28 protein-coding genes are annotated in these 26035 nt (G+C 62.8%); 11 read left to right on the plus strand and 17 right to left on the minus strand.

What is annotated here, in order from left to right; all coding sequences use genetic code 11:
• Positions 1-17: 17 nt before the first annotated feature.
• Positions 18-716, plus strand: a complete 699-nt coding sequence (locus tag AC522E_RS03655) for a TetR/AcrR family transcriptional regulator (RefSeq protein WP_500749036.1) — start codon at positions 18-20, stop codon at positions 714-716.
• 20 nt (positions 717-736) lie between these two features.
• Positions 737-1096, plus strand: a complete 360-nt coding sequence (locus AC522E_RS03660) for a tRNA-binding protein (RefSeq protein WP_500749037.1) — start codon at positions 737-739, stop codon at positions 1094-1096.
• Positions 1097-1128: 32 nt separating this feature from the next.
• Here AC522E_RS03660 and AC522E_RS03665 read toward each other — a convergent pair whose 3' ends face one another.
• From AC522E_RS03665 to AC522E_RS03675, 3 genes are read right to left on the minus strand one after another with little or no spacing between them, the layout of a single operon-like run.
• Complete coding sequence (locus AC522E_RS03665) at positions 1129-2487, minus strand: ATP-binding protein (protein ID WP_500749038.1); 1359 nt, start codon at positions 2485-2487, stop codon at positions 1129-1131.
• Complete coding sequence (locus AC522E_RS03670; protein WP_500749039.1) at positions 2484-3203, minus strand: response regulator; 720 nt, start codon at positions 3201-3203, stop codon at positions 2484-2486. The genes AC522E_RS03665 and AC522E_RS03670 overlap by 4 nt, the downstream gene beginning before the upstream one ends.
• A gap of 15 nt (positions 3204-3218) precedes the next feature.
• Entirely contained in the window at positions 3219-3752 is a 534-nt protein-coding gene (locus AC522E_RS03675; protein ID WP_500749040.1) for a MarR family winged helix-turn-helix transcriptional regulator, read from the minus strand.
• A 148-nt stretch (positions 3753-3900) separates the two neighbouring features.
• Between AC522E_RS03675 and AC522E_RS03680 the strand changes: the two genes are divergently transcribed.
• The 3 genes from AC522E_RS03680 to AC522E_RS03690 all read left to right on the plus strand — a co-directional run bounded on the left by AC522E_RS03680 (position 3901) and on the right by AC522E_RS03690 (position 7304).
• Positions 3901-4788 (plus strand): branched-chain amino acid aminotransferase, encoded by an 888-nt coding sequence (locus AC522E_RS03680; RefSeq protein WP_500749041.1) that lies wholly within the window; start codon positions 3901-3903, stop codon positions 4786-4788.
• 814 nt (positions 4789-5602) lie between these two features.
• Positions 5603-6202 carry a hypothetical protein gene (locus AC522E_RS03685; RefSeq protein ID WP_500749042.1) on the plus strand — a complete coding sequence of 200 codons (600 nt, stop codon included), beginning with the start codon at positions 5603-5605 and terminating at the stop codon, positions 6200-6202.
• Between the two features lie 79 nt (positions 6203-6281).
• The gene (locus tag AC522E_RS03690; protein WP_500749043.1) at positions 6282-7304 is read left to right on the plus strand and encodes a Tim44 domain-containing protein; all 1023 of its coding nucleotides are present in this window, start codon (positions 6282-6284) and stop codon (positions 7302-7304) included.
• Positions 7305-7369: 65 nt separating this feature from the next.
• Here the strand turns inward: AC522E_RS03690 and AC522E_RS03695 are convergent, their stop codons facing one another.
• On the minus strand, positions 7370-7948 hold the full coding sequence (locus tag AC522E_RS03695) for a type 1 glutamine amidotransferase domain-containing protein (protein ID WP_500749044.1): 579 nt from the start codon (positions 7946-7948) through the stop codon (positions 7370-7372).
• Between the two features lie 137 nt (positions 7949-8085).
• On the opposite strand from AC522E_RS03695, the gene AC522E_RS03700 reads away from it, so the two are divergent.
• Positions 8086-8304, plus strand: coding sequence for a hypothetical protein (locus AC522E_RS03700; RefSeq protein WP_500749045.1), 219 nt, complete (start codon positions 8086-8088; stop codon positions 8302-8304).
• Positions 8305-8490: 186 nt separating this feature from the next.
• Here the strand turns inward: AC522E_RS03700 and AC522E_RS03705 are convergent, their stop codons facing one another.
• From AC522E_RS03705 to AC522E_RS03725, 5 genes are all read right to left on the minus strand, one after another.
• Complete coding sequence (locus AC522E_RS03705) at positions 8491-9213, minus strand: metallophosphoesterase family protein (RefSeq protein WP_500749046.1); 723 nt, start codon at positions 9211-9213, stop codon at positions 8491-8493.
• Positions 9206-10021, minus strand: coding sequence for a nucleotidyltransferase family protein (locus AC522E_RS03710; protein WP_500749047.1), 816 nt, complete (start codon positions 10019-10021; stop codon positions 9206-9208). The genes AC522E_RS03705 and AC522E_RS03710 overlap by 8 nt, the downstream gene beginning before the upstream one ends.
• A gap of 96 nt (positions 10022-10117) precedes the next feature.
• Positions 10118-11695, minus strand: a complete 1578-nt coding sequence (locus AC522E_RS03715; RefSeq protein WP_500749048.1) for a methyltransferase regulatory domain-containing protein — start codon at positions 11693-11695, stop codon at positions 10118-10120.
• 94 nt (positions 11696-11789) lie between these two features.
• Positions 11790-12164, minus strand: a complete 375-nt coding sequence (locus tag AC522E_RS03720) for a hypothetical protein (protein ID WP_500749049.1) — start codon at positions 12162-12164, stop codon at positions 11790-11792.
• Positions 12165-12344: 180 nt separating this feature from the next.
• On the minus strand, positions 12345-13256 hold the full coding sequence (locus AC522E_RS03725) for a BON domain-containing protein (RefSeq protein WP_500749050.1): 912 nt from the start codon (positions 13254-13256) through the stop codon (positions 12345-12347).
• A gap of 356 nt (positions 13257-13612) precedes the next feature.
• Here AC522E_RS03725 and AC522E_RS03730 point away from each other — a divergent pair, with 356 nt between their 5' ends.
• On the plus strand, positions 13613-13822 hold the full coding sequence (locus tag AC522E_RS03730; RefSeq protein WP_091138623.1) for a cold-shock protein: 210 nt from the start codon (positions 13613-13615) through the stop codon (positions 13820-13822).
• A 94-nt stretch (positions 13823-13916) separates the two neighbouring features.
• The gene (infA, locus tag AC522E_RS03735; protein ID WP_047188265.1) at positions 13917-14198 is read left to right on the plus strand and encodes a translation initiation factor IF-1; all 282 of its coding nucleotides are present in this window, start codon (positions 13917-13919) and stop codon (positions 14196-14198) included.
• 15 nt (positions 14199-14213) lie between these two features.
• Here infA and AC522E_RS03740 read toward each other — a convergent pair whose 3' ends face one another.
• Both AC522E_RS03740 and AC522E_RS03745 read right to left on the minus strand, forming a co-directional pair.
• Entirely contained in the window at positions 14214-14762 is a 549-nt protein-coding gene (locus AC522E_RS03740; RefSeq protein WP_500749051.1) for a sigma-70 family RNA polymerase sigma factor, read from the minus strand.
• Entirely contained in the window at positions 14759-14926 is a 168-nt protein-coding gene (locus AC522E_RS03745) for a NepR family anti-sigma factor (RefSeq protein ID WP_500749052.1), read from the minus strand. Before AC522E_RS03745 ends, AC522E_RS03740 begins: the two co-directional genes overlap by 4 nt.
• 396 nt (positions 14927-15322) lie before the next feature.
• Here AC522E_RS03745 and AC522E_RS03750 point away from each other — a divergent pair, with 396 nt between their 5' ends.
• On the plus strand, positions 15323-15481 hold the full coding sequence (locus tag AC522E_RS03750) for a DUF3309 family protein (RefSeq protein ID WP_500749053.1): 159 nt from the start codon (positions 15323-15325) through the stop codon (positions 15479-15481).
• A 343-nt stretch (positions 15482-15824) separates the two neighbouring features.
• Here the strand turns inward: AC522E_RS03750 and AC522E_RS03755 are convergent, their stop codons facing one another.
• Together AC522E_RS03755 and uvrB are read right to left on the minus strand one after the other, a co-directional pair.
• On the minus strand, positions 15825-17318 hold the full coding sequence (locus tag AC522E_RS03755) for a GmrSD restriction endonuclease domain-containing protein (RefSeq protein ID WP_500749054.1): 1494 nt from the start codon (positions 17316-17318) through the stop codon (positions 15825-15827).
• Between the two features lie 329 nt (positions 17319-17647).
• Positions 17648-20356 (minus strand): excinuclease ABC subunit UvrB, encoded by a 2709-nt coding sequence (gene uvrB / locus AC522E_RS03760; RefSeq protein WP_500749055.1) that lies wholly within the window; start codon positions 20354-20356, stop codon positions 17648-17650.
• Between the two features lie 127 nt (positions 20357-20483).
• On the opposite strand from uvrB, the gene AC522E_RS03765 reads away from it, so the two are divergent.
• Positions 20484-22667: an esterase-like activity of phytase family protein gene (locus tag AC522E_RS03765; RefSeq protein ID WP_500749056.1), complete on the plus strand. Its 2184-nt coding sequence runs from the start codon at positions 20484-20486 to the stop codon at positions 22665-22667.
• A gap of 111 nt (positions 22668-22778) precedes the next feature.
• Here AC522E_RS03765 and AC522E_RS03770 read toward each other — a convergent pair whose 3' ends face one another.
• From AC522E_RS03770 to AC522E_RS03785, 4 genes are all read right to left on the minus strand, one after another.
• Positions 22779-23348 carry a fasciclin domain-containing protein gene (locus AC522E_RS03770; protein WP_500749057.1) on the minus strand — a complete coding sequence of 190 codons (570 nt, stop codon included), beginning with the start codon at positions 23346-23348 and terminating at the stop codon, positions 22779-22781.
• A 401-nt stretch (positions 23349-23749) separates the two neighbouring features.
• A complete protein-coding gene (locus AC522E_RS03775) occupies positions 23750-24481 on the minus strand; it encodes an anti-sigma factor (RefSeq protein ID WP_500749058.1) in 732 nt (243 codons plus the stop codon).
• Positions 24478-25023: a sigma-70 family RNA polymerase sigma factor gene (locus AC522E_RS03780; RefSeq protein WP_500749059.1), complete on the minus strand. Its 546-nt coding sequence runs from the start codon at positions 25021-25023 to the stop codon at positions 24478-24480. Before AC522E_RS03780 ends, AC522E_RS03775 begins: the two co-directional genes overlap by 4 nt.
• A gap of 123 nt (positions 25024-25146) precedes the next feature.
• Positions 25147-25578, minus strand: a complete 432-nt coding sequence (locus AC522E_RS03785) for a DUF3775 domain-containing protein (protein WP_500749060.1) — start codon at positions 25576-25578, stop codon at positions 25147-25149.
• Positions 25579-25756: 178 nt separating this feature from the next.
• Between AC522E_RS03785 and AC522E_RS03790 the strand changes: the two genes are divergently transcribed.
• The gene (locus AC522E_RS03790; RefSeq protein ID WP_500749061.1) at positions 25757-26011 is read left to right on the plus strand and encodes a SemiSWEET transporter; all 255 of its coding nucleotides are present in this window, start codon (positions 25757-25759) and stop codon (positions 26009-26011) included.
• Positions 26012-26035: the final 24 nt, after the last annotated feature.

Raw genomic sequence — 26035 nt, forward strand, 5'->3', positions numbered from 1 at the left:
ACGGTCAGGAGATTATCATGGCGGCAGACATGCCATCCAAGCGCAAGGCGGCGGTCGATGCTCTCATGGAGCTTGCTTCCCGGCGGCGGTGGGATGAGATCGAGATCAGCGACATCGCCAAGGCCGCCAATCTGTCCCTTGCTGAGTTCCGCGAGCTGTTCCCGTCGAAAGGCGCCGTCCTCGGTGCGCTTTCGCGCCAGATCGACAAGCAGGTCCTGGAAGGGACGACGGACGATCTGGCGCAGGAGCCGGCCCGGGAACGGATCTTCGATGTCATCATGCGGCGCTTCGATGCCCTGGCGCCCTACAAGAACGCCCTGCGCAACATCGCGCGCGCTCTCAGATACGATCCTCTCGCGCTGGCGGCATTGAACCGTGGAGCGCTCAATTCGCAGCGTTTCATGCTCGCCGCCGCCGGTATTCCCACAGAGGGTCCGCTGGGGACCTTGAAGATCCAGGGCGCGGCCATCGTCTATGCCAACACGATGGGCACATGGCTCGAGGACGACGATCCCTCCATGGCAAAGACCATGGCGCGCCTCGACCGCGAATTGCGGCGCGGCGAGCGGATTCTCGAACGGGCCGAGGATGTGCGCCGCCTGACGGCCCCCCTGCGCGCCATCGGCCGCGCGCTCATCGAGGGTCGCGGGCCGGCGAGGAGCTATACAAAACGCAGGGATGACGGCGAGGCCAGCAATCCGGCAGCAGCCATCTAGCACGCCATCAGGGGGAAGGCATGGATCAGGCAAGTTCGCGGCCGGCGCAGATCGGCTTCGACGATTTCCTCAAGGTCGACATTCGCGTCGGCCGGATCGTCGCGGTGGAGGCCTTTCCACAGGCGCGCAAGCCGGCGTTCAAGCTGACGATCGATTTCGGTCCCGAGATTGGCACCAGGCGCTCTTCGGCGCAGATCACCGTGAATCACACGCCTGAGGATCTCGTCGGCAGCCAGGTCCTGGCGGTCGTGAACTTCCCGCCCCGGCAGATCGGCCCCTTCATGTCCGAGGTCCTGACGCTCGGCGTGCCCGACGCCAACGGCGACGTCATGCTCGTCAGACCGGATCGGGACGTGCCGCCCGGGGGGCGCCTGTATTGATCGCAGAGGTCGTCGACGGGCGTTTCCCGGCATCAGGCCGGAAGGCGGACCGTCGCGCGTAAGCCTCCCAGCGGGCTTTCGCCGAGGGTGATGTCGCCGCCATGGGAGCGGGCGATGTCGCGGGCGATGGCGAGGCCGAGGCCGGAGCCACCTTCGTCCTGGTTGCGCGCCTCGTCCAGCCGCACGAAGGGCTTGAAGACTTCCTCACGCAGATTGGCGGGAATGCCGGGGCCGTCATCATCCACATGCAGGACCAGCCAGCGCGTCTCGTGATTGGCGCAGATCTCGATCTTCTCGCCATGTCGTGCGGCATTGGCGACGAGGTTGAAGAGCAGGCGCCGGAAGGCGTCCGGCCGCACGGTCACGATCGGGTCTCCGACCATGTCGAGGCTCGTCGAATGGCCCTGCCGCTCGGCATCGGACTGGAGATCCTGGAGGAGGGGACGCAGATCCGTCTCGACCGCGTGCTCGCCGGTATCGCCGCGCGCGAAGGCGAGATAGCCTTCGAGCATCCGGCTCATCTCATCGACGTCGCGCTTCAGATCCTCCACTTCCGGGGTCTGCTTCAGCAGGGCGAGGGACAGTTTGAAGCGGGTGAGGATCGTGCGCAGGTCGTGGCTTACGCCGTTCAGCATGGTCGTGCGCTGTTCCATATTGCGCTCGATGCGCCGCTTCATCTCCAGGAAGGAGTGGCCGGCCTGCCGGACTTCGCGGGCGCCGCGCGGACGGAATTCGATTTCGCGCCCCTTTCCGAGCGCCTCGGCCGCCTCCGCGAGCCGGAGGATCGGACGGATCTGGTTGCGCAGGAACAGGATCGCGATGCCCATCAGGACGAGGGATGAGCCGCCCATCCACACGAGGAAGATGTGCGAGTTCGAAGCATAGGCCTGGCTGCGCCGCGTCAACACCCGCATGATGGTGTTCTGATCGAGCTTGACGCGGATTTCGACGAAGTTCGACCGTCCTACCGTGTCCATCCAGTATGGCCTGTCGATCTGCCGGCGCAATTCGTCGGACAGGGTCTCGTCCAGGATCGAGAAGAACGGCTTGGGGCCGGGCGGCGGCAGATCCGTGTCATGCAGGACGTCCACGTCGAGTTGGAGACGCTCGGACGCGATCCGGCTGAGCGTGGTCGCGTCCCGGTCCTGCGGATAGCTCTCGTAGATATCGATCAGCGCAGCGATATCCGAGGTGACGGCAGAGGAAAGACGGCGCGTCACAAGCTGCCAGTGCCGCTCCATGAAGACATAGGCAACGACCGATTGCAGCAGGACAATGGGGGCGATGATGATGATCAGCGAACGTGCATAAAGGCCTTTCGGGAGAATGCGCCCAAGCCATCGCATGGCGATGTCGAACGGGGAATGCTTCAAGGCGGAGCTGATCCTCATCGGTCGATCACGAGGCGGTAGCCTATGCCGCGCACGGTCTGCAGGAAGCCGGGATTCGCCGGATCGGCCTCGATCTTGCGGCGCAGGCGGTTGATCTGGACGTCGACCGTGCGCTCGTTCGCGGCGATGCCGCTGCCCGCAAGCTCCTCGCGCGGAACGTTGTCACCGGCACGCGAACCGAGGATCGTCAGGATCTCCCGCTCGCGCTCGGTGATGCGCACGATTTCATCGTCCCTGCGCAACTCGCCGCGATCGAAGCGATAGGTGAACGGCCCGAAGCGGACGAATTCGGGCATGTCCAGGGATGCAGTGGGCTCCGACGGGGCCGCGCGCTTGAGAATGTTGCCGAGCCGCAGAAGGAGTTCGCGAGGCTCGAAGGGCTTGGGCAGATAGTCGTCCGCGCCGATTTCGAGTCCCGTGACGCGATCCGCCGCATCCGCCCGAGCGGTCAGCATCAGGATCGGGATCTGCGACGACTGCCGCAGGCTTCTCGCATAGTCGAACCCCGACTCGCCCGGCATCATCACGTCGAGCACCAGCGCGTCGAATACGAAATTCTCCGTTTTGGCCCGGGCGTCGGCGGCGCTCGCCGCGGTGGTGATACGGTAGCCGTTCTCCGTGAGGAAGCGGGCCAGAAGATCGCGCAGGCGTCGGTCGTCGTCCACGACGAGGATGTGGGGAGCGTGGTCGGGGATATCGATACGTGTGACTTCCATTGCCTCGGGCTTTTATCAGACTTCTGCCTTCCCGAACACGAGGCGCTCCACGTGGGCCCGGTCGTCGGGGTCGATGAGGCCCAGGAGGTAGCGGGTAACGAGATCCTTGGCCTCCGGCTCCAGGCCGGCAAGCGCCCCCGCGATGCGTTTCGTCTGCAACTGGGCAAGTTTCAAGGCCAAATCGTGGCCTTGGGGCGTGGCATAGAGGAGACGCTGGCGACGGTCCGCCGTGCCGGTCCGGCTCTCGATGAAGCGCTTCTCGATGAGCTCCTTGAGAACCCGGTTCAGGCTCTGCTTGGTGATGCGCAGGATGTCGAGGAGCTCGGCAATCGTCAGGCCCGGCTGACGGCTGACGAAATGGATCGCCCGGTGATGCGCCCGGCCGAAGCCGTATTCTTCAAGGATCCGGTCGGGATCGCTGACGAAGTCGCGATAGGCGAAGAAGAACAGCTCGATGAGATCATAGGCCGGCCGCTCGGCACGCAGCTCGGCAGCGGGCCTGGGGGAACGTAGAACCGGGATTGCGTCTGGCACCGTGTCCATACCCATTATTAAGTCAGTGTTGTTGACATATCTCAAGTCGATTGTTACTCGTCAAGCCGCTTCCGCGAAAGGAATGAAATCGAAACCGCGCGGAATGGCATCGGAAATTTCGCGACCCCGATGAGCCCCAAGGTCGCCGTTCAGGAGAAGATAAATGTCCGCTACCCCCTTCGATCAGCGTGATGGATGGATTTGGTATGACGGGCAGCTGGTACCGTGGAAAGATGCCAAGGTTCACGTGCTGACTCATGCCCTCCATTATGCGTCCAGCGTCTTCGAAGGCGAGCGCGCCTATGGTGGCAGCATCTTCAAGTCCATCGAGCATGCCGAGCGGCTCCGGAAGTCCGCCCAGATCCTCGATTTCGAGATTCCTTACAGCGCGGCCGAGATCGACGCAGCGAAGCGGCTCGTGCTCGAAAAGAACGGCCAGAGGAACGCCTATCTGCGTCCGCTGGCCTGGCGCGGGTCCGAGATGATGGGCGTCTCCGCCCAGCACAACAAGATCCACCTCGCCATCGCCAGCTGGGAGTGGCCGAGCTATTTCGATCCGGCCCAGAAAATGAAGGGCATCCGCATCGATATGGCGGAATACCGCCGGCCGGACCCGGCGACGGCGCCCTCCACTGCCAAGGCCTCCGGCCTGTACATGATCTGCACGATCTCCAAGCACCGTGCCGAGCGCCGGGGCTATGCAGACGCCCTCATGCTCGACTGGCAGGGCCGCGTCGCCGAATGCACCGGGGCGAACGTGTTCTTCGTCAAGGACGGCGTCCTGCATACGCCCTTGGCCGATTGCTTCCTCGACGGCATCACCCGGCAGACGGTGATCGGCCTCGCCAGGCGGCGCGGGATCGAGGTGGCGGAGCGCCGGATCATGCCGGAGGAAATGGCCGGGTTCAGCGAGTGCTTCATCACCGGAAGCGCCGCGGAGGTGACGCCAGTTGCCGAAATCGGCACCTATACCTTCACGCCGGGGGCTCTCTCCAAGACCCTCATGGAGGATTACGAAGCCGAGGTGCAGCCGAAAGCCAAGGCGGCCTGAGGCGCCGATCTCTCGCGGGGACGGCCGGATTTTCGGAGCCGTCCCCGCGTGACGAGATCCGACGGACGATCGGAATCCTCCGCATCGGGAATCCGTTTGAACACGATACCAGCTGGCGTTGTGTCTGCCCGTCAGCCACAAGGCGAGTGCCACGGCCCAAAATCGGTTCGGGCGCGTGGGGCCCGCAGCGTTCGACAGCAGGACGCAGGGTTGGCATGGACACCGCGCCCAGATGACGCCACTCCGCCGGAAGAACCTATCCACGGCCTGACATGCGCCGCCGCGTTTCGCAACGTTCAGGCAGGCTTGCGTATCGCAATCCAACCCCTTTCCCAGTTGGCTGAACAAAGCAGGAACACAGGCATTTTCGACAATGGAGGCGCAAACCTGTGGATAACGGGGACGGTTTTAACTTCCGAAGACTGCTCTTTCTTTGCGTTACATAGGAAAGGGAAATCTTGTTCTCTCTTTGAACAGAAAGCGAACAAAAAGGGTTTGAAACCCGACAGTGCGAGATATCCCTCACCTGGCAGAAGAATGTGCGCCGGGGCAAAAAAAGAACATCAAGTAATCACGCCCATTGGGGCCTGGCTCTTTGCTGGCCCCACCGGGACGACAGGACGCCTTCGAGGGCCACGGATGTCCATATCGCCAGCCGTCGGATGCCGCGCCCAGGGATCGGCTAGATCCTGCCGGAATGGCCCGTCTCCGGAGCCTGGTGCACGACCGTCCTTGAAGTGGACACCGCAGAGCCCCCACATTCCGGTCGCAAGACCGGCCCCTGAACCACAGGACCACCATAGGACTTCCTGGCATGCCTCTCACGCGCCGACGGTCTTCCCGCATCCTGCGGCGGGTTCTGAATCCTCTCGTCCTGGCCGTCGCGGTCTGCGTCGTGATCGTGGACGACGCCTTTCGGGCTTTCGTTATTCCCGCTGTACAGGCGCTGGCGCGCCTCCCTGTCATGCGCTGGCTCGAAGCATCGGTCGCGAGACTGCCCGCCTACGGCATTCTCACCCTGTTCCTCGTGCCTCTCGCCATCATCGAGCCGTTCAAGATCTACGCCCTCTACCAGTTCAGCCTCGGGCATTTCGCATCGGGCCTGCTCACCTTCTTTGTGGCGAAGGTGGTAGGGCTCGGTCTCGCCGAGCGCCTCTTCGCCGTCGGAAGGGAAAAGCTCCTCACGATCGCCTGGTTCGCCTGGTGCTTCACCCGGATCGTTTCGATCCGTGACCTCGTCCATGCCTGGCTTCAGCAAACCCGGGCGTGGCGGCAGGCGAAGCGCATTGCCGGAACTGTGCGGGAGGGTGTGGCTGGAATGCGCGGCAGGCTCTCCCGCTTCTGGGGCGAGGGCGGCCGGCAGGGCTGGCTGGCGGCGGCACGACGCCGGGTGCGCCAGCGAACGATCCTTTGATGGGACCCCTTTCAGGGTCTTCGAATGGCACCCATATGATGTTCGTGGGGCATTCCGCTCCGAAGGATGACAGACGACGATGATGAAGATCGCCTCTCGCCGCAGCCGTCTCATGATTGCGCTCGCGGCAGCCCTTGTTTTCGCCGGAAGCGCGGCGGAGGCTCGCGTCGGCGGGGGACGGGGCAGTTTCGGCTCGCGTGGCGCCCGGACTTGGAGCGCGCCTCCGAGCACCAGCACGGCGCCCGGCACGGCCGCGCCGATGCAGCGTTCGCAGATCCCCAATCAGGGTCCCGCCTTTAACCGTCCTGGCGCCCCCAATCCGTCGGTTGCGCAGCCGCGCCGGTTCGGATTCGGCACGGGTCTCATGGCCGGCCTCTTCGGCGCCGGGCTCTTCGGCATGTTGATGGGCCACGGCTTCCTCGGGGGCTTGTCCGGTCTCGGCTCGTTCCTGGGCCTCCTGCTCCAGATCGGCCTGGTGGTCCTCCTGGTCTCGTTTGCCATGAAATGGTTCAGGCGGCGGCAGCAGCCGGCCTATGCGGGCCCCCAGGCTTATGATCGCACGATGTCGGGCGGATCCTCCGTGCCCCCGGCGGGCCGGAGCGGGCTCGGTGGCCTTGGCGGACTGGGCGCAGGCCTCGGAATGGGTGGTCTCGGCGGCGGAGCAGCCGCGAGCCGGGCTCGTCCGGGCGTGCGCGATGAGGTCGGCATCGGCGAGCAGGACTACGGGGCGTTCGAGCGGTCCCTGACCGAGGTGCAGGACGCCTATTCCCGCAATGACGTGGCAAAGCTCTGGACATTGGCGACGCCGGAAATGGCGGGATACATGCAGGAGGAACTGAACGACAACGCCGCGCGCGGCGTCGTGAACAAGGTCTCCGATGTCCGCCTGCTCCAGGGCGACCTGGCCGAAGCCTGGCGTGAGGGAAGCACTGATTATGCAACCGTCGCCATGCGCTATGCGCTGATCGACGTCACGACCGACAAGGCAACGGGACGCGTGGTGGACGGCGATCCCTCAAAGCCGGTGGAAGCCACGGAAATCTGGACATTCCGCCGCGATCAGGGCAGCTCCTGGAAGCTTTCGGCGATCCAACAGAGCTAGAACCTTTTCATCGCCTTTGAGGCGGCCGGTTCAATCACCGGCCGCTTTTTTTATGAATGGAGCCACTATTCGGCGGCCTGGCGGCGTGCATGCCGTCCTTCCTGCACCTCCTCGATGATCTTTGCCGAGAAGGCATCCAGGTCTCCGGGGTTGCGGCTGGTAATCAGGCCCTGATCGTTGACGACAGTCTCATCGCGCCACTTGCCACCGGCGTTCTTCACGTCCGTCTTGATGGAGTGATACGAAGTGCATTGCCGGTCTTTGATCACGCCGGCCTCGATCAGAAGCCAGGGAGCATGGCAGATCGCCGCGACGACCTTGCCGCTGTCGTAGAAGGCGCGGATGATCTCGATGGCCTTCTGCTCCGTCCGCAGCTTGTCCGGATTAATCTGTCCGCCGGGAAGAACGAGGGCGTCGAATGCGGCCGGATCGACATCGTCCAGGTTCTTGTCGACCTTAACGCTTTCGCCCCAATCCTTCTTGTTCCAGCCGCGAATGCTGCCCTGTTCCATGCGCGATTGCGGCGAGGCGACCACAACCGTCGCTCCTGCTTCGGAAAGCTTCTTTTGCGGAACCATCAGTTCGGATTGTTCGAACCCGTCGGTCGCCATGATGAGAATCGTGGCCTGCTTGATATCGGGCATGGCACTCTCCGTTCTGTTGAGGGATGGCCGGGCAACGGGCGAGCGCGCCGAGAGTTCCAACGAAGGGAGATCGCTCGGAACCGTCCTGCCGCGGCTCGGTTGACCCTTCGAGAGAAAGAAGGGCGAAGGAACGAAGTATGGTCAATCCAGGCATGCCTGACCGCGACCCGATTCCGGGTGGTAACATTCCAACCGAGGTGCCTCCCGCTTCGCCCGAGGAGCAGCCCGACATCGGCCCGACCGGGCCGCGCACGCCATATCCGGTCAACGATCCCGGGATTACGGACCCCAAGGGGCCGGGTTCGGAGCCCGATTACCTGCCCGGAAATCCGACGGGCCCTGGGACGCGATTCTGATGGGAGAATGAGAGGCGTTCAGACCGCCAATCGCCGAGGGTCGATTCCGAATGGCGGTCTCTGTCTCAGGCCAGCGCGTCAAATCGGGGCCGACAATGCCCGAGACGGCCGCAATGACGGCCGACTTTCTCAACGGCGAGTTGGCGCAGTCCAGAATTCCATGAACGGAGACGACGCCGTCGGAAATCAGATCTCGAGGATCGCATAGGGCTTCCCGTTCGGCTTCTCGATGTGCTTCGCGACATTGTAGACGGGCTGCCCGCCCGGCGTCCGACCCTCGAAACGGCCGCGATGGGCGTGCCCATGAACGACGGCCGAGACCTTGAACCTGTCGATGGTTTCCGCAAGGCGCGAAGAGCCGAGGAACGGATAGATTTCCAGCGGCTCGCTCTCGATCGTCTCGACAATCGGCGCGTAGTGAAGGACCACAAGGGAGCGCTTGGCGCGGACCTGTCGCATGGCGTTCTCGAGCTTGATCGTCTCGTTCATGGCCTCGCCGACGAATTGCTTGATGGCCGGTTCGCCGAACGAGCCCAGCATGCGGCGGCCGAAACCGCCGGCGAAGCCCTTCACGCCGACGAATCCGACGCCCCCGATCTCGCAGGACTGCCCGTCGAGAAGGCGCATCCCGGCGTCGCGCAGGATCTGCGAGACTTCCTCATGCGCGCCGCACTCGTAATCGTGATTGCCGAGGACGCCGACGATGGGAATCGAACATGCCTTGATGTCCTGCGCCAGGAGTTCCGCCTCGCGCGGCTTGCCGAGATCCGTCAAATCTCCCGTGAGTACGAGGACATCCGCTTCCTTGGAAATCTCGGTGAACAATTCGCGATATGCCGCGACGTTGTCCTCACGGACGTGCAGATCGCCCATTGCGGCAATCTTCAAGGGAGTTTGCGCCTCAGTCATTCCGCCAGTCGCCTTCGCCGCCGACATCGGCGAAGCCCCATTCCTTCACGTCGATCTCGTAGTCCACGCGGGAGAACATGCGACCGCGGCAGACCTTCATCTGCGGAGGAGGAAGCTCGAGCTGCTTGGACAGGCGGTCGAGCAGTTCGTCCATGACCCAGCGTGGGACCTTGTCCCGCTCGGTGGGGTAGATCCAGCGGAAGTTCAGGAGATGCATCAACAGGACCTCCCAATGCACCTCCATGTAACCGAGCAGGCCGTGCCAATCGATCAGGTCATGAGCCCTGAGAATCGTATGCGCGACATCGGCTCCGTCATAGCGGTGGCGCAGCTGGATGAAGCACTTCGACCAGACAAGCTCTGTCGGGCCGACGATGCGGACCGGCGAGCCGAAAACCTCGATCTGCCTGGCATTCTCGAACCACGAGTCGCCGATCGGCATCGTCCCATTCGACGAGGCGAAGATCACGTCGAAGAAGGAACGCCCCTTGAAGACCTTGCCCAGCCACCGATCATCCTCGATCTCGACCGCGTAGCCCAGGCTCTTGAAGTGGGACAGAACCCGGGTGTAGTCGCCTGCCTTGCAGAAGATGTCGAGATCCTTGGTCGGCCGTGTGATGCCGGTATAGGCCGAAAGCGCGTAGGTTCCGGCCAGAAGGAAGGGGAGCCCAAGCTGGTTCAGCTCCCGAAGCGCCTCCGCATAGAAGGCTTCCGCCTCGGGGTACTGCAGCGTCGGCTCTGCCTTGGCGTCGAAGATCGGGACGCCGGGATGCGCAATAGGGGTAAAGTCCGGGTTGTGAACCGTCATCGACCTCGTCCGAATGGGCGCGTTCGGCCCGCGTTCGACAACCGAGTGACGGTAATGAAGTTCCTTGGCCTCGGCTCGGAGCCTGCGCGCCGAGGCTCACGCCGACATGCGGCGGTCCCGGATCTCCCCTGGAGGAAGGGGCGTTGCGATGCCAAGGGAATCGAGGACAGGCGCCGTCTTGGTCTCGAAGCGGATCATGCGCGCCTCGACTTCCGTCCGATGCTCCTCCTGCGTCAACGCCTTACCGTCCTTGGCGAGCCTCTGTCCGGTTTCATTCATGCTGCGCCAGACGAGTTCGGGCACGTTGGCTTCCCCTCGCCGCAGGGCGAGCCAGATGAACTGGTCGATCTGCTCGACCCGGATGCCGCTCCCTGTCACCGGAGAGGCAAAGGGGCTGCAGGATTGTCCGTGCAGAGCCTGTGTCGCGACGGCCATGTTGAAGGCGTCGGTCCTGGACCTTCGCTCCGGGAGCCCGTCGTCGGCAAGGCAGGGATGACAGGCGCCCTGGCCGATCAGATAGACGAGGAATTGCGTGATCTTGTCGACACCGTGCTTCGCAATGTCCGGCGAGGCCATGATCTCCCGCACCGTTCGTGGATGGTGGTCGAGCGCTGCGGTCAGGGCGCGATGGAAGTCGGGCTGGAGAGTGAGGTTGTAGTTTCTGCCCTGTATCTGAGGCGAGATCTCCTGGCCCGGCTGCGACAGGGCAAAGCGAGTATCGAGCCATTGCTCCCTCACGAGAGATGAGTTCAGCCGGACCGGACCCTTCACGAAGACATCCTTCCGGAACCCCTGGTCGATCAGGTGATCACGAACGGTTTCGCGAAGCGGGGTGCCGTCGATGCCGGCCAGGATCTTCCGCTGGTCCTCCGACAGGTTGAGTTCCTCAACCGCATCGAGGGGCGCGGCAGACCCGATCCAGCGCAACTTGGCTTCCTCGAATTCGCTCGCGACATCCATGAAATAGAACGGGTTCAGGTCGGCGTTGAAATATTCATGGGCGATGTAGCTGGGATCCTTTTTCATGATCTGCGCCAGCCGTTCGGCCAGCTTGGGATGGCTGGCGAAATAGCGGGCTCCAACCTTGCTCAGGCGTTCGGCAAAATCCAGGGAGTTGCGAATTCGCGCAGCCCTGGAGCCGGCGCTCTGCTGCGTCGCATACTCCACGATCAAGCGGCGGAGGGGCATCACCGAAGCCCAGCCGGGCATGGTGTTGTAGGAGACGTAGACAATTCCGCCTGGCTTGAGCTTCTTGCGGATGAACCGGACAATGTTCCGGCGATTTTCGGCGGAGATCCAGCTGTAGACTCCGTGGAATGTGACGAAATCGAAATCCGGCAGGTCGTCCCTCTCCAGGAACTCGGCGAAGCTGTCGTCCGAGAAATGGACGTTGCCGAGCCGCGCTGCGCGGGCTAGGGCGTCGGCGCCTGCGATGTGGGCAGGGTTGAAATCAGTCGCGTAGAACTGGACATGAGGGTTGGCCGCCGCGAGCAGATTGGTCGACACGCCTTGGCCGCATCCGAGTTCGCAGTAGGTTGCCGGTCCGGTCCCGAGCCCTGGCGCCCGGACGCCTTGCATCAAGGCGATGAAGCCGAGAAAGCTCGGGGCAAGTTCGCGATAGAATCCGTGTGTGTACTCGATATCGACGACGTAACCCGAGGCCCAGTCCGCCATACCGCCTCCGTCCCTCCAAGCAGCATCCGGAGAGGATGTTACAACGGAACGAAGATACTGTGTATCGCTTTCTGGCCGAGAACCTGTGCGCGCCCTAGTGCCCGCCGAGGGACACGCGGACGTCCCGGGGGCTGTTGAGGATCTCGAGCAGGCTGTTGGCGATATGCCGGGCCTCGTTGTCTTTCAGCCGCAACATGAAAGGGGCCATGGGGCCCGCCTGGAGCGCAACCACGGCCTGGCCGTTCTCGTCCATGCCGATATCGATGGTGGGCGAGGTGACGTCGAGCATTTCCTCGATCTCCTCCTCCCCGGATTCCGGACCCTCTCCGATCGCGGCGAGCAGTTGCCCCAGCGCCCTCACGAGGGAGCGCGCCGCGTGGGGATCCATGACGACGGCCGTCGACTGCTCGCCTTTCTGGAAGGCGAGTTGGATGTTGGTGCCATCGAGCGTGACGGAAATTCCTGCCATGAAGTCTGAGCCTCCCCGTCACATATGGGGTCGCAGGGCGCGAAGCGAAAGGCAAGAGGGGGCAGCGAGAGAATCTGCCTCCTCCCATGAAGATCACGGCAAAGATGAGCCCCGAAGCACGCCCATGCGGTCCCGACGGGCCCGTTTGGCATGCAGCGGGGTGTCATGCCGAAGGGCCGGTCAGGTCCCGGAGGTGCTCGGCGTGCGTCGGCGGCCGGTATCCTGGCCCGAGGCCAAATCGCCGCCGGTCGTGCCCGCCGTCCTGGAGCCGCCCGACAAACCGCTCCCCATCCCGAGATCGCTGCTCTGCCGGACCCGCAGATTGTTCTGGACATGGGTGACGCCGGAGACGGATTCGGCGATGTCCTCCGCATGCCGCTTCTCGAAGCGACCCTGCACCGTTCCGCTGAGCGTCACCTCCCGGCTCGTGACCGTCACCTCGATCTCGGAAGCGTCGATATGCGGGTCATCGGTGAGGCGGTCGTTGACATCCTCCCGGATGCGCTCGTCGGAGCGCTGGTAGCCCTTGGGCCCCCGGCCACGGTGGTAATTTTCCGCGCGGCGCACATCCATGTCCCGCCGCCGGTCGGCCTCCTCGTCGCCGAACCAGGACCGGACCTCGTCTCCGGCGCGCTCGAGAAAGCCGCGCTCCTCGCCATAATCGCGGGAGCCCCGGCCGAAGAAGCCGCTGCCATACCGGTCGCGGTCCTCGTCGAAGGAGGAGCGATATCCCCCCTGCCAGTCCCGATCGCGGCTGTAATCGACCCCGTAGCCCGTCATGCCGCGCCGCCGGTCGTCCCCGAAGACATCGCGCCAGTCGCGAGCGGATCCGCCGCTGCCGTAGCCGGCGGAGTCGCCGAAGTCGCGCCAGCGCGACGACTCATAACGGTCCTCGTCGCTGCGGCCGGGCTCATAGCCGGACGCACGGTTTCCGAAGCCGCGCCGGGCGATGTAACCATCCTCGTCGCGCCTCCATCCGGTCGAGCCGTGTTCGGGCTCGTACGGACGGCGCGGTCCATATGCTTCGTCCCTACCGCGCCAACTGCCGGAGCGGTCGCGGTCGGGGTCATAACGGTAACGGTCCTTGGGCATGGATGCGTTCCTCGTGTCTGGAAAGGGCGGCCGCTGCCATGCTCCGGCAGCGGTCTCGAGGGCCAACGGGCAGGCGCCGGAGACGGTTCCTCGGGGCCGGGATTTGCCGCGCCCGGGATGGTCGCCGGGGTTGGGATTTGGAGGGACCGGGTGGTGCAAACGAGGGGCAAAGGGGGTGCATGCCTTGCAATTGCCCTAACCTTCCCCTAGTTATTTTCGCATCGACATTTGGCCGGACGACTGGGCTACTCCGCTTTGGCACTGCCGGGCGCACGTTCCTTCTCTCTACCAATATCGACTAACGGGTGTTTGTTTCGGCATCCACCTACGTGCAAACGACAGTGAAAGGACTTCCCATGGAAACGGGAACCGTAAAGTGGTACAATGAAACCAAGGGCTATGGTTTCATCCAGCCCGACAACGGCGGCAAGGACGTGTTCGTTCATGCCACGGCGCTTGAGCGTGCCGGCATGCGCGGCCTCCGCGAAGGTCAGAAGATCTCCTACGAGCTTCAGACCGATCAGCGCACCGGCCGCGCTTCTGCAGTCAACCTGCAGAACGCCTAAGGTTCGATGCCGGAGGGCGTGCCTGTCACGCCCTCTTGCATTTCAGCCGTTCCGCTGAGGGGCGGCTTTTTGTTTTTGAGACGAAGGGCTTTGCATGGCAAAGGAAGAACTGATCACATTCGAAGGTCTGGTGACCGAAATCCTGCCCGATGCGCGCTATCGCGTGCAACTCGACAACGGGCACGAAGTGATTGCCTATACAGCCGGCAAGATGAAGAAGAACCGCATCAAGACCCTCGCGGGCGACCGTGTGACGGTGGAGATGTCTCCCTACGACCTTGAAAAGGGTCGGCTCATCTTCCGCCACAAGGATTCCGGTGCATCTTCGGGTCCCCGCCCGCCGCAGCGCGGCGGCCAGCAGTTCCGCCGCCGCTGAGCGCGGCTGCCCGGATCAGGCGACCGCGGCCATGACCGACAGGGTCACGCGGTCGGGCCCGATGTCTTCGTCCATATCGGTAAAGTGCATCAGCTCGGCGAGGCGGTTGCGCGCCCGGTTGACACGACTCTTGATCGTGCCGACGGCGCAGCCGCAGATCTCCGCTGCCTGCTCATAGGAGAAGCCCGAAGCGCCGACGAGCAGCAGCGCCTCCCGCTGGTCGTGAGGTAGACGGGCGAGGGCCTTCTGCAGATCCTCGAAATCGAGATGCGGAATCTGGTCGGGCTGGACCGAGAGGGTCGAGGCGTATTTGCCGTCCGCATCCTCCACCTCGCGGCGGCGCTTGCGGTATTCGGAATGGAAGAGGTTGCGCAGGATCGTGAAAAGCCAGGCCTGCATGTTCGTCCCGGGCTGGAAACGATTGATGTTCGCAATGGCGCGCATCAGCGTCTCCTGAACCAGGTCGTCCGCGCGATCCACGTTGTTGGTCAGAGAAATCGCGAAGGCGCGCAGATTCGGGGTCGCCTTGAGCATGGAATCGCGAAGGGTGATGTCAATGCTCATGATTGTTGCTTCTCCGGCATCCGTTGGTCGAGGCGGTTGATGATCTCGATGAACCGGTCCGGGACCGGCGTTTCGCCCAGCGACAGGGATTCGTAGAACTGGCGCAGGCGCTGGCCGAGTTGTGCCTGGACGGAACGCGTGAGGGTGGGCGAAGCGTGCTTCATGCCCGGAACCGGCTCAAATTCCTCATGGGATGCGTCTTGGTGACTTTTTACCTTCATTGGGTCATCCTGAGCCATGCGAGGTTGTCGACCTTCCCTATGGGTCGCACTCACGGCGGCACCCAATCGCCTCGAATGTAACGCCGAGGTTGGTCCAATCGTTCCCTTGGGCGACCCATTTCCGTTGCCGCTTCCCTGCCAAGCGTAGCCGGGAACTTAATCCTTACCGCCAAGTTTCTCTCACGGATGCCGCGGAATTGCGGCCGGAAGCTCTCCGGTTCCCGTTCGCATGGCGGCTCATCATGGCCCCATCCGCCCCGGCGCGGATGGGGTGCGAGGCAACGGTCCGGCCAGGGAATCGAGCGTCCCGAACCGGCGGAAGGTCAAGGACACGTCATCATGGCTCTCAGCACCATTCTGCTTATCATCGTCATCCTGCTCCTCATCGGCGCCGTTCCGGCGTGGCCCTACAGCCGCAGCTGGGGATACGGCCCGAGCGGCATCCTCGGCGTCATCCTGGTCATCTTCATCATCCTGCTGCTGATGGGACGAATCTGACGCCTCGGAACGCCGGCCGCAGAACGATGGGCGCCTGACCGGGTCTCGTCCGGTCAGGCGCCTTTTTGCTTGGCGCGAAGCAGGCCCGGCCCGTCTCGCGACCGCGCCGTCGGGGCCAGGGAGCGCGCCTGTCGGTCGGGAAAATCCGACGAGGCGGGGAGGAGAGTTCCGTGCTCACGCAGGTCGGAGTGGCTGAGCGTCTGGGAAAGCCACAGTCCCTCGTGGCGATGTCTGAGGGCGGCGAACGGCGGTTGGATGTAATTGAGTTTTTAGCGATTTCTGAGACAATAGATAACCCTGCCTTGATACTACAAAATTTAAACAAGCTGCTACATCATAGTGTTCATGTAGTGATCAAAAGTAATCTTAAATCAGCTTCAATGGAATTGAGCAAGCTCGCTTGGAACACTGCAAAATATTCTGGTGTAACAGTCCCTGGTGTGGCGGCCCCAGAGTACTTCGCGAATACCGATCCTACTTTCTTCCGCTTTGCTGCAGCGGCTTTTTGCTTGCCATGATCCAAATCATGCTGAAGATCATTCCTCAATGCATTAACGTCCAGAAATGATTGTGGTATATTTTCACCAAGTCTCTCGCCTATGCTTTCCCAAAAAACAAAATAAAGCCCTTCAATATAACTCTTGTAGTGCGGATAGTCTGTAATTGTATTGCCCAATTTATTGAGAGCAGATAGTGTTTTGTTGGTTGGTTTAAAGAGATCTTTTCCGGTTTTAGCGGAATGGCTCGCATTCAGCTTTTCAATTAGGTCGGTTATTGACCCTCCCAATCTCTTAATTTCTGCATTAAGGCCGCTTTCCTTAACGATCGTTGGATCAAAAACTCCTAGTAAGATAGGGGAATGAGTCAACATTTTCCTTAGTAATATTTCATCTCTTGTGCGGGTGTTGCCCTTAACATTCGCGCTAATGGATCGTTGAAAAAGTAGATAATCAGTATCCGTTGCATTTAGGCCTAGTTCTACTTGCCGAGATAGCTCCGCGGAGAAATCTTTGACGAACTTGTAGAAATATTGCTCAGTACCGGCACTACGACCCGTCCTAATGATGCGGGCAGCCAAAGTTGTTATTGACTGTACCATCGAACGATTGCGAAGTTGAACACTCTTTGACGGAAACACCTTATCTAGGTAGTCAAAGGTCCCGATTAAGCGCTGCGCAACTGCAGAACGATCCGAAAAATTGGACTGACTTTCAAAAAGAGCTCTTAGGTCATCGAAGCGCAATCCCGTATCAATGCCCTCAATTTCAATGGCAGCAACTTTCGCTGCGATGTCAAAATACGCGTACCGTTTGTCTGAAAAGCTAACTTTTGTCTTAAAGAAATTGTGCTTTGCAAGTGTACGACAGAAATTGCGAAGCTTGCTGTGTACTGAGTTTAGCTTCTCACTGCTGGTTAAAGGCAGGCCTTGCTGTAAACGCTGAAAGAATAATTTTATCTCCTGATCTGTCGCATCTGTAATCTCATCATAATCGATCTCAAAGTCGTCGAATTCGTCTGACCTAGTGCTTGGCAAGTCTTTATAATAAGTTCCGCCAAAAGCTTTCGCCGAAGCTGGTGATAGAGGCAGAACGTTATCAAAAAACTCAAAAATTGCGGTCATTCTCTGCTGACCATCTACAACTTCGAACTCTTCCGGCTCGTCCTGCGTCTTAAGGAAGTAGAATTTGGGAAGTTTCCAGCCCCTTAGAATGCTGTCAATGAGCTCCTGCTTCTTAACCGTGTCCCATACTTCTTCGCGTTGCCAATCAGGGATCTCATATCGATCCCGGCGCTTATAAATTTTGTCGAGAGCCCGCTTTTTTGATTGAACGTACATTGGTGAGAACCCTGTGGTCGAAGATTACTACACAAGCTAGAGCGTAAAATGAACGCGATTTTGCTCGAGGTCTGAAGGAAATGTGCCTCGGTCAAGGACACCTACCAATTACGGCTAAGCTCTAGTCGGCAGCTTGTCACAATATTGCATAAGCTGATGAAAGTACGATTCCTTCTCAAGGCTCGATCGCACGGCATCTATGTGCCGAAGCTGGGCTGATGCATTGTGTAGTTGGCTTGGAATAGCCGATGGCATTATGCAGCCCGGGCCAGGCTCGTCCGCAGTGACAAGCGGGGCATAGCGGTGACCGAGTTCGCAGTTTGCTTAGCTCACCGCCCCTTGCGCCCCTTATATTTCGGCTTCTGCCCGCCATGCCCCTGGGTCGAGCGCGGCAGGGGGCGTTCCCTGAAGTTCAGGGGCACTTCGCGGTCGGTGCCGGGGCCCATTTCGTCGAGGCCGGGCTTGCGGATGCGGGTGCCCTCGTCGGAGCGGCCCTTTCCGATGGGACCGTAGGCATCGGCGTCCTCGTCGCCGGCGCTGGCGCCCTCGGGGGAGGGGGGGAGGCCCTTCGGCGGCAGGTTGGCGCTCTGGCCGTATTTGCGCGAGCCGGAATAGCGGCCCGCCTCTCGCTCCACCTGTCCCTGGCGGGCCAGCGGATCGTCGCTGATGGCGAGTTCCGTCGCCTGCAGGCGCTTGAGCTCGTCGCGCAGGCGCGCGGCTTCCTCGAATTCCAGGTTCGCCGCCGCTTCGCGCATGCGCTTTTCCATGTCGGCGATGACGGCCTTGAGGTTGTGGCCCACGGTCTTCTCGGCAAGCCCGGTATCGACCGACACGTGGTCGCGCTCGTAGACGCTTTCCAGGATGTCGGCGATGTTGCGCTTCACGCTCTGCGGCGTGATGCCGTGCTCGGCGTTGTAGGCGAGCTGCTTCTCGCGGCGGCGGTTGGTCTCCGCGATGGCGCGCTGCATAGAGCCGGTCATGTTGTCGGCGTAGAGAACCGCCTTGCCCTCCACGTTGCGCGCGGCGCGGCCGATGGTCTGGATCAGCGACGTCTCTGAGCGCAGGAAGCCTTCCTTGTCGGCGTCGAGAATGGCGACGAGGGCGCATTCGGGAATGTCGAGGCCCTCGCGCAGGAGGTTGATGCCGATCAGCACGTCGAAGGCGCCAAGCCTGAGATCCCGGATGATCTCGATGCGCTCCAGGGTGTCGATGTCCGAATGCATGTAGCGCACGCGCACGCCGTTCTCGTGCAGGTATTCGGTGAGGTCCTCCGCCATGCGCTTGGTGAGCGTGGTGACGAGGGCGCGAAAGCCCTTGGCGGCGAGCTCCTTCACCTCGTGCAGAAGATCGTCGACTTGGCTGCGCGCGGGGCGGATTTCCACCACCGGGTCGACGAGGCCCGTGGGACGGATGACCTGCTCGACGAACACGCCGCCGGTCTGCTCCATCTCCCATTTCTGCGGCGTCGCCGACACGTGGACCGACAGGGGCCGCATGGCATCCCATTCCTCGAAGCGCAGGGGCCGGTTGTCCATGCAGGAGGGCAGGCGGAAGCCGTATTCGGCCAGCGTCGCCTTGCGGCGGAAGTCGCCGCGATACATGCCGCCGATCTGCGGCACGGTCACGTGGCTCTCGTCGGTGAAGACGAGGGCATTGTCGGGCAGGTATTCGAACAGGGTCGGCGGCGGCTCGCCGGGCTTGCGGCCGGTGAGGTAGCGCGAATAGTTCTCGATGCCGTTGCACACGCCCGTCGCCTCGATCATCTCGAGGTCGAACTGGGTGCGCTGCTCCAGGCGCTGCGCCTCCAGCAGGCGGCCCATGCGGGTGAGCTCCTGAAGGCGGTGCTGCAGCTCGTCCTGGATGCCCTTCACCGCCTGCTGCAGGGTCGGGCGCGGCGTCACGTAGTGCGAGTTCGCATAGACCTTCACGAAGGAGAGGTCGTTGGTCTTCTTGCCGGTGAGCGGATCGAACTCGACGATGCTCTCGATCTCGTCGCCGAACAACCCGATGCGCCAGGCGCGGTCCTCCAAGTGGGCTGGAAACAGTTCGATCACGTCGCCGCGCACGCGGAACGTACCACGGGCGAAATCGTTCTGGATGCGCTTGTATTGCAGGGCCACGAGATCGGCGATGAGCTGACGCTGCTCGATGCGCTCGCCCACCTTCACCGAGAAGGTCATGGCCGTATAGGTCTCGACCGAGCCGATACCGTAGATGCACGACACGGAGGCGACGATGATCACGTCATCGCGCTCGAGCAGGGCGCGGGTCGCCGAGTGACGCATGCGGTCGATCTGCTCGTTGATGGAGGATTCCTTCTCGATATACGTATCCGAGCGCGGCACATAGGCCTCGGGCTGGTAATAGTCGTAATACGAGACGAAGTATTCCACCGCATTTTCGGGGAAGAACGACTTGAACTCGCCGTAGAGCTGCGCGGCGAGAGTCTTGTTGGGCGCGAGGATCAGCGCGGGACGCTGCGTCTCCTCGATCACCTTCGCCATGGTGAAGGTTTTTCCCGAGCCCGTGACGCCGAGCAGCACCTGGTCGCGCTCGTTCCGGCGCACGCCGTCCACCAGTTCCGCGATGGCGGTGGGCTGGTCGCCGGAGGGCTTGAATTCCGAGACGAGCTTGAACGGAATGCCGCCTTCCGACTTCTCCGGACGGGGCGGGCGGTGCGGCACCCAGGGCTTGCCGTCCTTGAAGCGTGGATCGCCCTCGGTCAGCAGCCGCGTCAACGCGTCCACGGTGGCGGATACGCCGTTCACGTCCGGCGCCATGTCGCCGAGGTCGGTGGCGACGTCGGGACCGTCGTCGGGCCCCTTCAGGCCGAGCTTCTTGGCCAGTGCCGGGTCCACATCCTCGACATCGCCGTGGATGAAGGTTTCCTGCGCACGCTCGGCAAAGCCCTCCGCCGCCTTCCGCTCCCGGTTGACGGCGGGATTCAGCAGATCGGCCAGATAGGTATCCAGCGGCTTGAGCTCAGGTTTGGACGCCTTCCCGGTGGAAAGCTTGGGCTTCTTGGGTGCTTTGGCCATGGAACGAATATGGTACAAATCGCCTGCCTTGGGAAGGGTGGGCAGCCCCGCTTCCGTGCCGTCATCCGCCCGTCATGAGGCGGAGGCATGACGGCCGCACCGTTCAAGCATCCAGTGGGGCCTCATCATGGACCGTCGTTACATTGCCGGCGCGCTCGCCGTCGTTCTTCTCTCGGGCACGGCCCTGAAGGCCTCGGCGGCGGACTATTTCGACCGGATCGCCAGCTTCCCGATCACCTCCAACCTTCCGCAGGATGCGGACAGGAAGGCCTCGACGGTGGCGGAGATCATCTCCGCGAGCGAGGACGGAAAGCTCCTCGTCTATACGGACAGCCCCAACAAGGCGATCGGCTTCATCGACATCGCGGACCCGGTGAGGCCTGCCCCCGGGGGGATGCTCGCGGTCGGTGGCGAGCCGACCTCGGTGAAGGTGGTCGGCGGCAAGGCTCTGGTCGCCGTCAACACCTCCGAGAGCTTCACGAAGCCGAGCGGCAAGCTCGTCATCGTCGATCTCGCGACGAAGACGATCGCCGGCGAGTGCATGCTTCCCGGCCAGCCCGATTCCGTCGCCGCACGCGGCGAGGTGCTTGCCATCGCCATCGAAAATGAGCGCGACGAGAAGGTGAACGATGGCGCGCTGCCGCAGATGCCGGCGGGCGCGCTCGTGATCGGAGCGCTGAAGAACGATGCGCTCGATTGCGCCGCGCTCAAGACCGTGGCGATGACCGGCCTCGCCGCCGTCGCGGGTGAGGATCCCGAGCCCGAATTCGTCGACATCAACGAGGACGGCAAGGTGGTCGTCACCCTGCAGGAGAACAACCATATCGCCATCGTCGACGGCAGGACCGGCAAGGTCGAGGCACATTACTCCGCAGGCACCGTCGACCTGAAGGACATCGACACCAGGAAGGACGGCAGGATCGAGCTGACCGGCAGCATGAAGGCTGTTCCGCGCGAGCCCGACGGCGTGCATTGGATCGACGGCAACCGTTTCGTCACCGCCAACGAGGGCGACTGGAAGGGCGGCAGCCGCGGATTCACCATCTTCAACAGGGATGGCACCGTGGCCTACGAATCCGGCGCTCGTTTGGAGCATGAGATCGTCGCCCTCGGCCATTACCCAGACAAGCGCAACAAGAAGGGCGTCGAGATCGAAGGCGTCGAGGTTGCGCGCTACGGCAACGACACGCTGCTCTTCGTCGGCTCCGAGCGCGCTTCCGTCGTCGGGGTCTATCGCGATACCGGCGCCGCTCCGGAGCCCGTCCAGGTGCTGCCGACCGGCATCGGCCCCGAGGGCCTGCTGGCGCTGCCCGCCCGTAACCTCTTCATCGCCACGAGCGAGGCGGATCTGCACGGCGAAGGCGGCGTCGCCCCGCACGTGATGATCTACGAACGCAAGGAGAGGCAAGCTCCGGCCTATCCCACCATCCGCTCCGTGAAGGGCGCGAATGGCCTTCCCATCGCCTGGGGCGCACTCTCGGGTCTTGCCGCCGACAAGGCGCAGCCGGGCAGGCTCCATGCGGTCACCGACAGCGTCTACAGCGCCGCGCCGCGCATCCTCACCATCGACGCCACGACGAAACCCGCGACCATCGTGGCCGAGACCCCGGTGACGCGCGGTGGCGCTGCGGCGGAGAAGCTCGATCTCGAAGGCATTGCCATGGCGAGCGACGGCGGCTTCTGGCTCGCCTCCGAGGGCAACCCGAAGAAGGACATGAAGAACCTTCTCATCAAGGTCGACGCGAAGGGTGCGATCCAGGAGGAGATCGCCCTGCCGGCGAGCCTCGAGGAAGGTGCGCAGAATTACGGCTACGAGGGCGTCACCGTCACAGGCTCGGGCGCGAGCGAGACGATCTGGCTGGCGGTGCAGCGCGAATGGGCCGATGACGGCAAGGGCTTCGTCAAGCTCCTCGCATACACGCCCGCCACGAAGACATGGGGTGCGGTGCGCTATCCGCTCGACAAGACCGAGACCGGCTGGATCGGCCTGTCCGAGATCACCGCTGCCGGTGACCGGGTCGTCATCATCGAGCGCGACAACCAGATCGCCGGAAACGCGAAGGTGAAGAAACTCTACGCAGTCGCACTCTCCGACATGAAGCCCGCCCCGCTGGGCAGCGAGTTGCCGGTGGTGAAGAAGACGGCGCTGCGCGACCTGCTGCCCGATCTGAAGAGCGCCAAGGGCTACGTGCTCGACAAGGTCGAAGGCTTCGCTATCGACGCGGCGGGCGATGCCTTCATCGTCACCGACAACGACGGTGTCGACGATTCCTCCGGCGAGACGCAGTTCCTCAAGCTCGGGAAGATGTAAAACCGCAAAGAACAGGCATGAAAGCGGCCCTCTCGCGAGAGGGCCGCCGCTCTGCCCGGGACCCTGCGCTGCGGCCAAAAGGGGACGCGCAGCCGCAACGTCAGGATGAGATCAGCCCGGCAGAAGAACCGTATCGACCACGTGGATGACGCCGTTCGACTGCATGACGTCGGGAATCATCACGCGGGCCGTCTGGCCCTTCTTGTCCATGATGTCGACGCCGTTGCCGGCCGCTGTCGCGGTCAGGGTCTCGCCTTCGACCGTCTTGAGGGTCGCCTTGCCGCCGCCCTGCTTGATCTTGTCGAGGAGTTCCTTCGCGGTGACCTTTCCGGCGACCACGTGATAGGTCAGCACGCCCGTCAGCGCCTTCTTGCTCTCTGGCTTGAGGAGCGTCTCGACCGTACCGGCCGGAAGTTTCGCGAAGGCTGCGTTGGTCGGTGCGAAGACCGTGAAGGGCCCCTTGCCCGACAAGGTGTCGACAAGTCCGGCCGCCTTCACGGCCGTGACGAGCGTCGTGTGATCTTTCGAATTGACCGCATTTTCGACGATGTTCTTCGACGGATACATCGGGGCACCGCCGACGGTCGTCATCATTTCCTCTGCAACGGCGGGAAGGGTGAGCGCGGCCATCGGGGCTGCGAGCGCCAGCGCGGCACCAAGGCAGGCGATGCGAATTTTCATAAGTCCAATACCTCAATTGATTGCTGAAGATCCCGGCGGCACGCCGGTGATCGAAGGCTGACCTTCGAGGGTGGTACGCATCGTCCGCGTTGCTGGATGCAGGAAGCGCTTCACGTTGTTGTGAGAGGTCGATCAGGCGGAGAACGCAGTGGGGCCTTTGAGATAGCGTGCCGTGCGTTCCATCCTGGCGCGCTCTTCGTCATCCGAGCGTTGGGACGTGACCAACGGCTGTTCGGACGCGTGATGCGGTTCGGCACCAGCGGTCCCGATGGGCGGGTCCGTGGATGCTTCGGCACTATCCGGAGAGCTGGGCAGGGGCGGACGGGCTGTCATGACGTGCTCCTGGAATCGTCGCCGGGAGTCTCGGTGCAATCCGTGTCGCAATTGCGGCACCGCCGCCGTCAAAGAGCGGTGGAGGCCGTACCCTTCATCACCACCGGCCCGGTCGGAAGACCCGTCGGCGAGCCGTTCATCGGCTCCACCGAGACGGAGACCACCTGATCGGCATGGAGCTGGGGCATCCTGTTCATGTCGAGCTGCGCTCTGCGCGCGGCGCTGATGACGCCCACCGACACGGGAGGGCCCTTCGGGTCCGGGAAGGTCCAGATCTGGATCGAATGGTTGTGCGGAATCGTCATGTCGCCGAGAGGCACCAGCTCCGCTCGCCCGTCGGCATAGGTGCTGAGCACGGCGCCGGGCTGGTTGGCATCGTTGAGCAGCACCGCGATCATCACCGGTTGCCGGGCCGGCTGCCTGACGAGAAGGAAGCCAAGGCCGACTGCCAGAACAAGGGCCGCAAGCGCGCCTGCCAGCCCGAAGCCGCGCCAGAAGGCGAGGCTGTCCCAAAGCCCAGGCTTCGTGACGGACGGCGCGAGAGGCGTGGACCGGCTCTGCATGGCGATCCGGCTCGAGGGCTCGTTGAGCGCTGCCTCGATGCGTCGCCACAGTCCTTCTCCCGCCGGCAGTTCCGGTGCCGTCCGGTCGAGCTCAGCAAATCGTTGGCGCCAGTTCTCGACGCGCGCGAAAAACCCGGTATCCGTCGTGACCAGCCGCTCCGCTTCGAGCTTCTCCTCACCGTCGAGAAGGCCAAGAACGAATTCGGCGGCCAAACGGTCGTGATCCTCGTCCGTCATGCCATGCACTCGCGCAACGCTGTGAGGGAGCGCCTGATCCAGGATTTGATCGTGCCGAGCGGGACGCCGAGGCGACCCGCGAGCTCGCCATGGCTGAGGCCGTGGATATAGGCCAGCGTCACAGCCTGCCGCCGCGACGGCTCCAGACGCTCGAGACACCTCCTGAGACGTCCCGTATCGGAGAGGCGAAGCACCGCCGCTTCGGCCCCTTCTTCGTCGCTCACCAGGCCCATCGGCTCGAGGTCGTCGACAAAATCGGTGCGTGACTCGCCGCGGAGGATATTGAGGGCGCGGTTCCGCAGGACCGCGTAGAGCCACGTGCGCCCGTCGCCTCTGTCGGGATCGAAGCTCTGCGCCTTCTGCCAGACCTGCACGAATGTATCGTGCACGACCTCCTCCGCCAGGGCGCGCCTGCGCAAGAGCCGCATGGCGACGCCGAGCATCCGCGGTGCTTCCAGGTCGTAGATTGCGCGCAGGGCTATACGGTCGCCCTTGGCGCACCGGCCAAGGGCGTCGTTCAAGTCGAGGGCAGGGGGCGTCATGCTCCCGATCGCGGCCTTCACCCTTACACTCCGTTCACTGATCTTTCCGATACACGCAAGCGAGCGTCCTGGATGCATGGCGCCGCGAAGAAAGGTGAACCTCAGTGCGCAGCGGCCCGCGGATCAGGCCTCGTCACAGCTGCGGCCGAGGAGGTTCAGGCCCTCGTCGAGGAGATCGCCGAGATTGGGGATGCCGATGAGCCAGTCGGCCGTGGAGAGGGAACTGGCGGCCTCCCGCTCCCGGGCGAGCCGCACCGCGTCGGCCCACTCCTGGGGCTCCATGTCGCCGCGGCCGATATAGACGAGGGCGATCAGGTCGGCGCGCTCGTCGTCGTTGAGGCCTGCGACCACCTCCCGGACTTCTTCCTCGGTCATGTCGTCGGGGCTGGTGGCCAGCGCGTCGATATTGCCGTCGTCGATGGGGTTCGAGCCGGAATCCGGATCGGTCACGCCCTCCTTCACGTCGACGGCCCTCACGCGGGTGATGAGGTCGCAGACCTTATCGACTCCGATATTGAGGGAAACGGCTTGGGAAAAGTCTCTTTTCTGCGTCATGACATGAAAACCCCGAAAGCGGCGTTCGGTTCAGCTTCTTCCGCCGGATCGCTTCCTCGGGGCTCATGTAGGGCGCGGGCGCGGGAGACACAGCCTGCGCGGAATGCCCGAGAATTTCATCGGGCTTTCAGAAAGGTCGTGATAGAGCAGCCACGTTCCCTCCCGATTCGGTCCCACCATGTCCGGTCTCGACATCCTTGGCTTCGCTGCCGCCGTTCTGACGACCCTGTGCTGGCTGCCCCAGGCTCTGAGGACCATCCGGACCAAGGATACCAAGGCGCTGTCCCTGGCCACGCAGAGCGCCTTCACCTTCGGGGTCGCGCTCTGGCTGATCTACGGGATCATGGCCGGGAACGCGCCGATCATCTTCGCCAACAGCATCACCTTCATTCTGGTGGCGCTCATCCTGGCAATGAAGTTACGATATGGGTAGAACAGGTCTTCCCGGATAACGGGA

Source organism: Microvirga sp. BF8 (assembly GCF_059888585.1).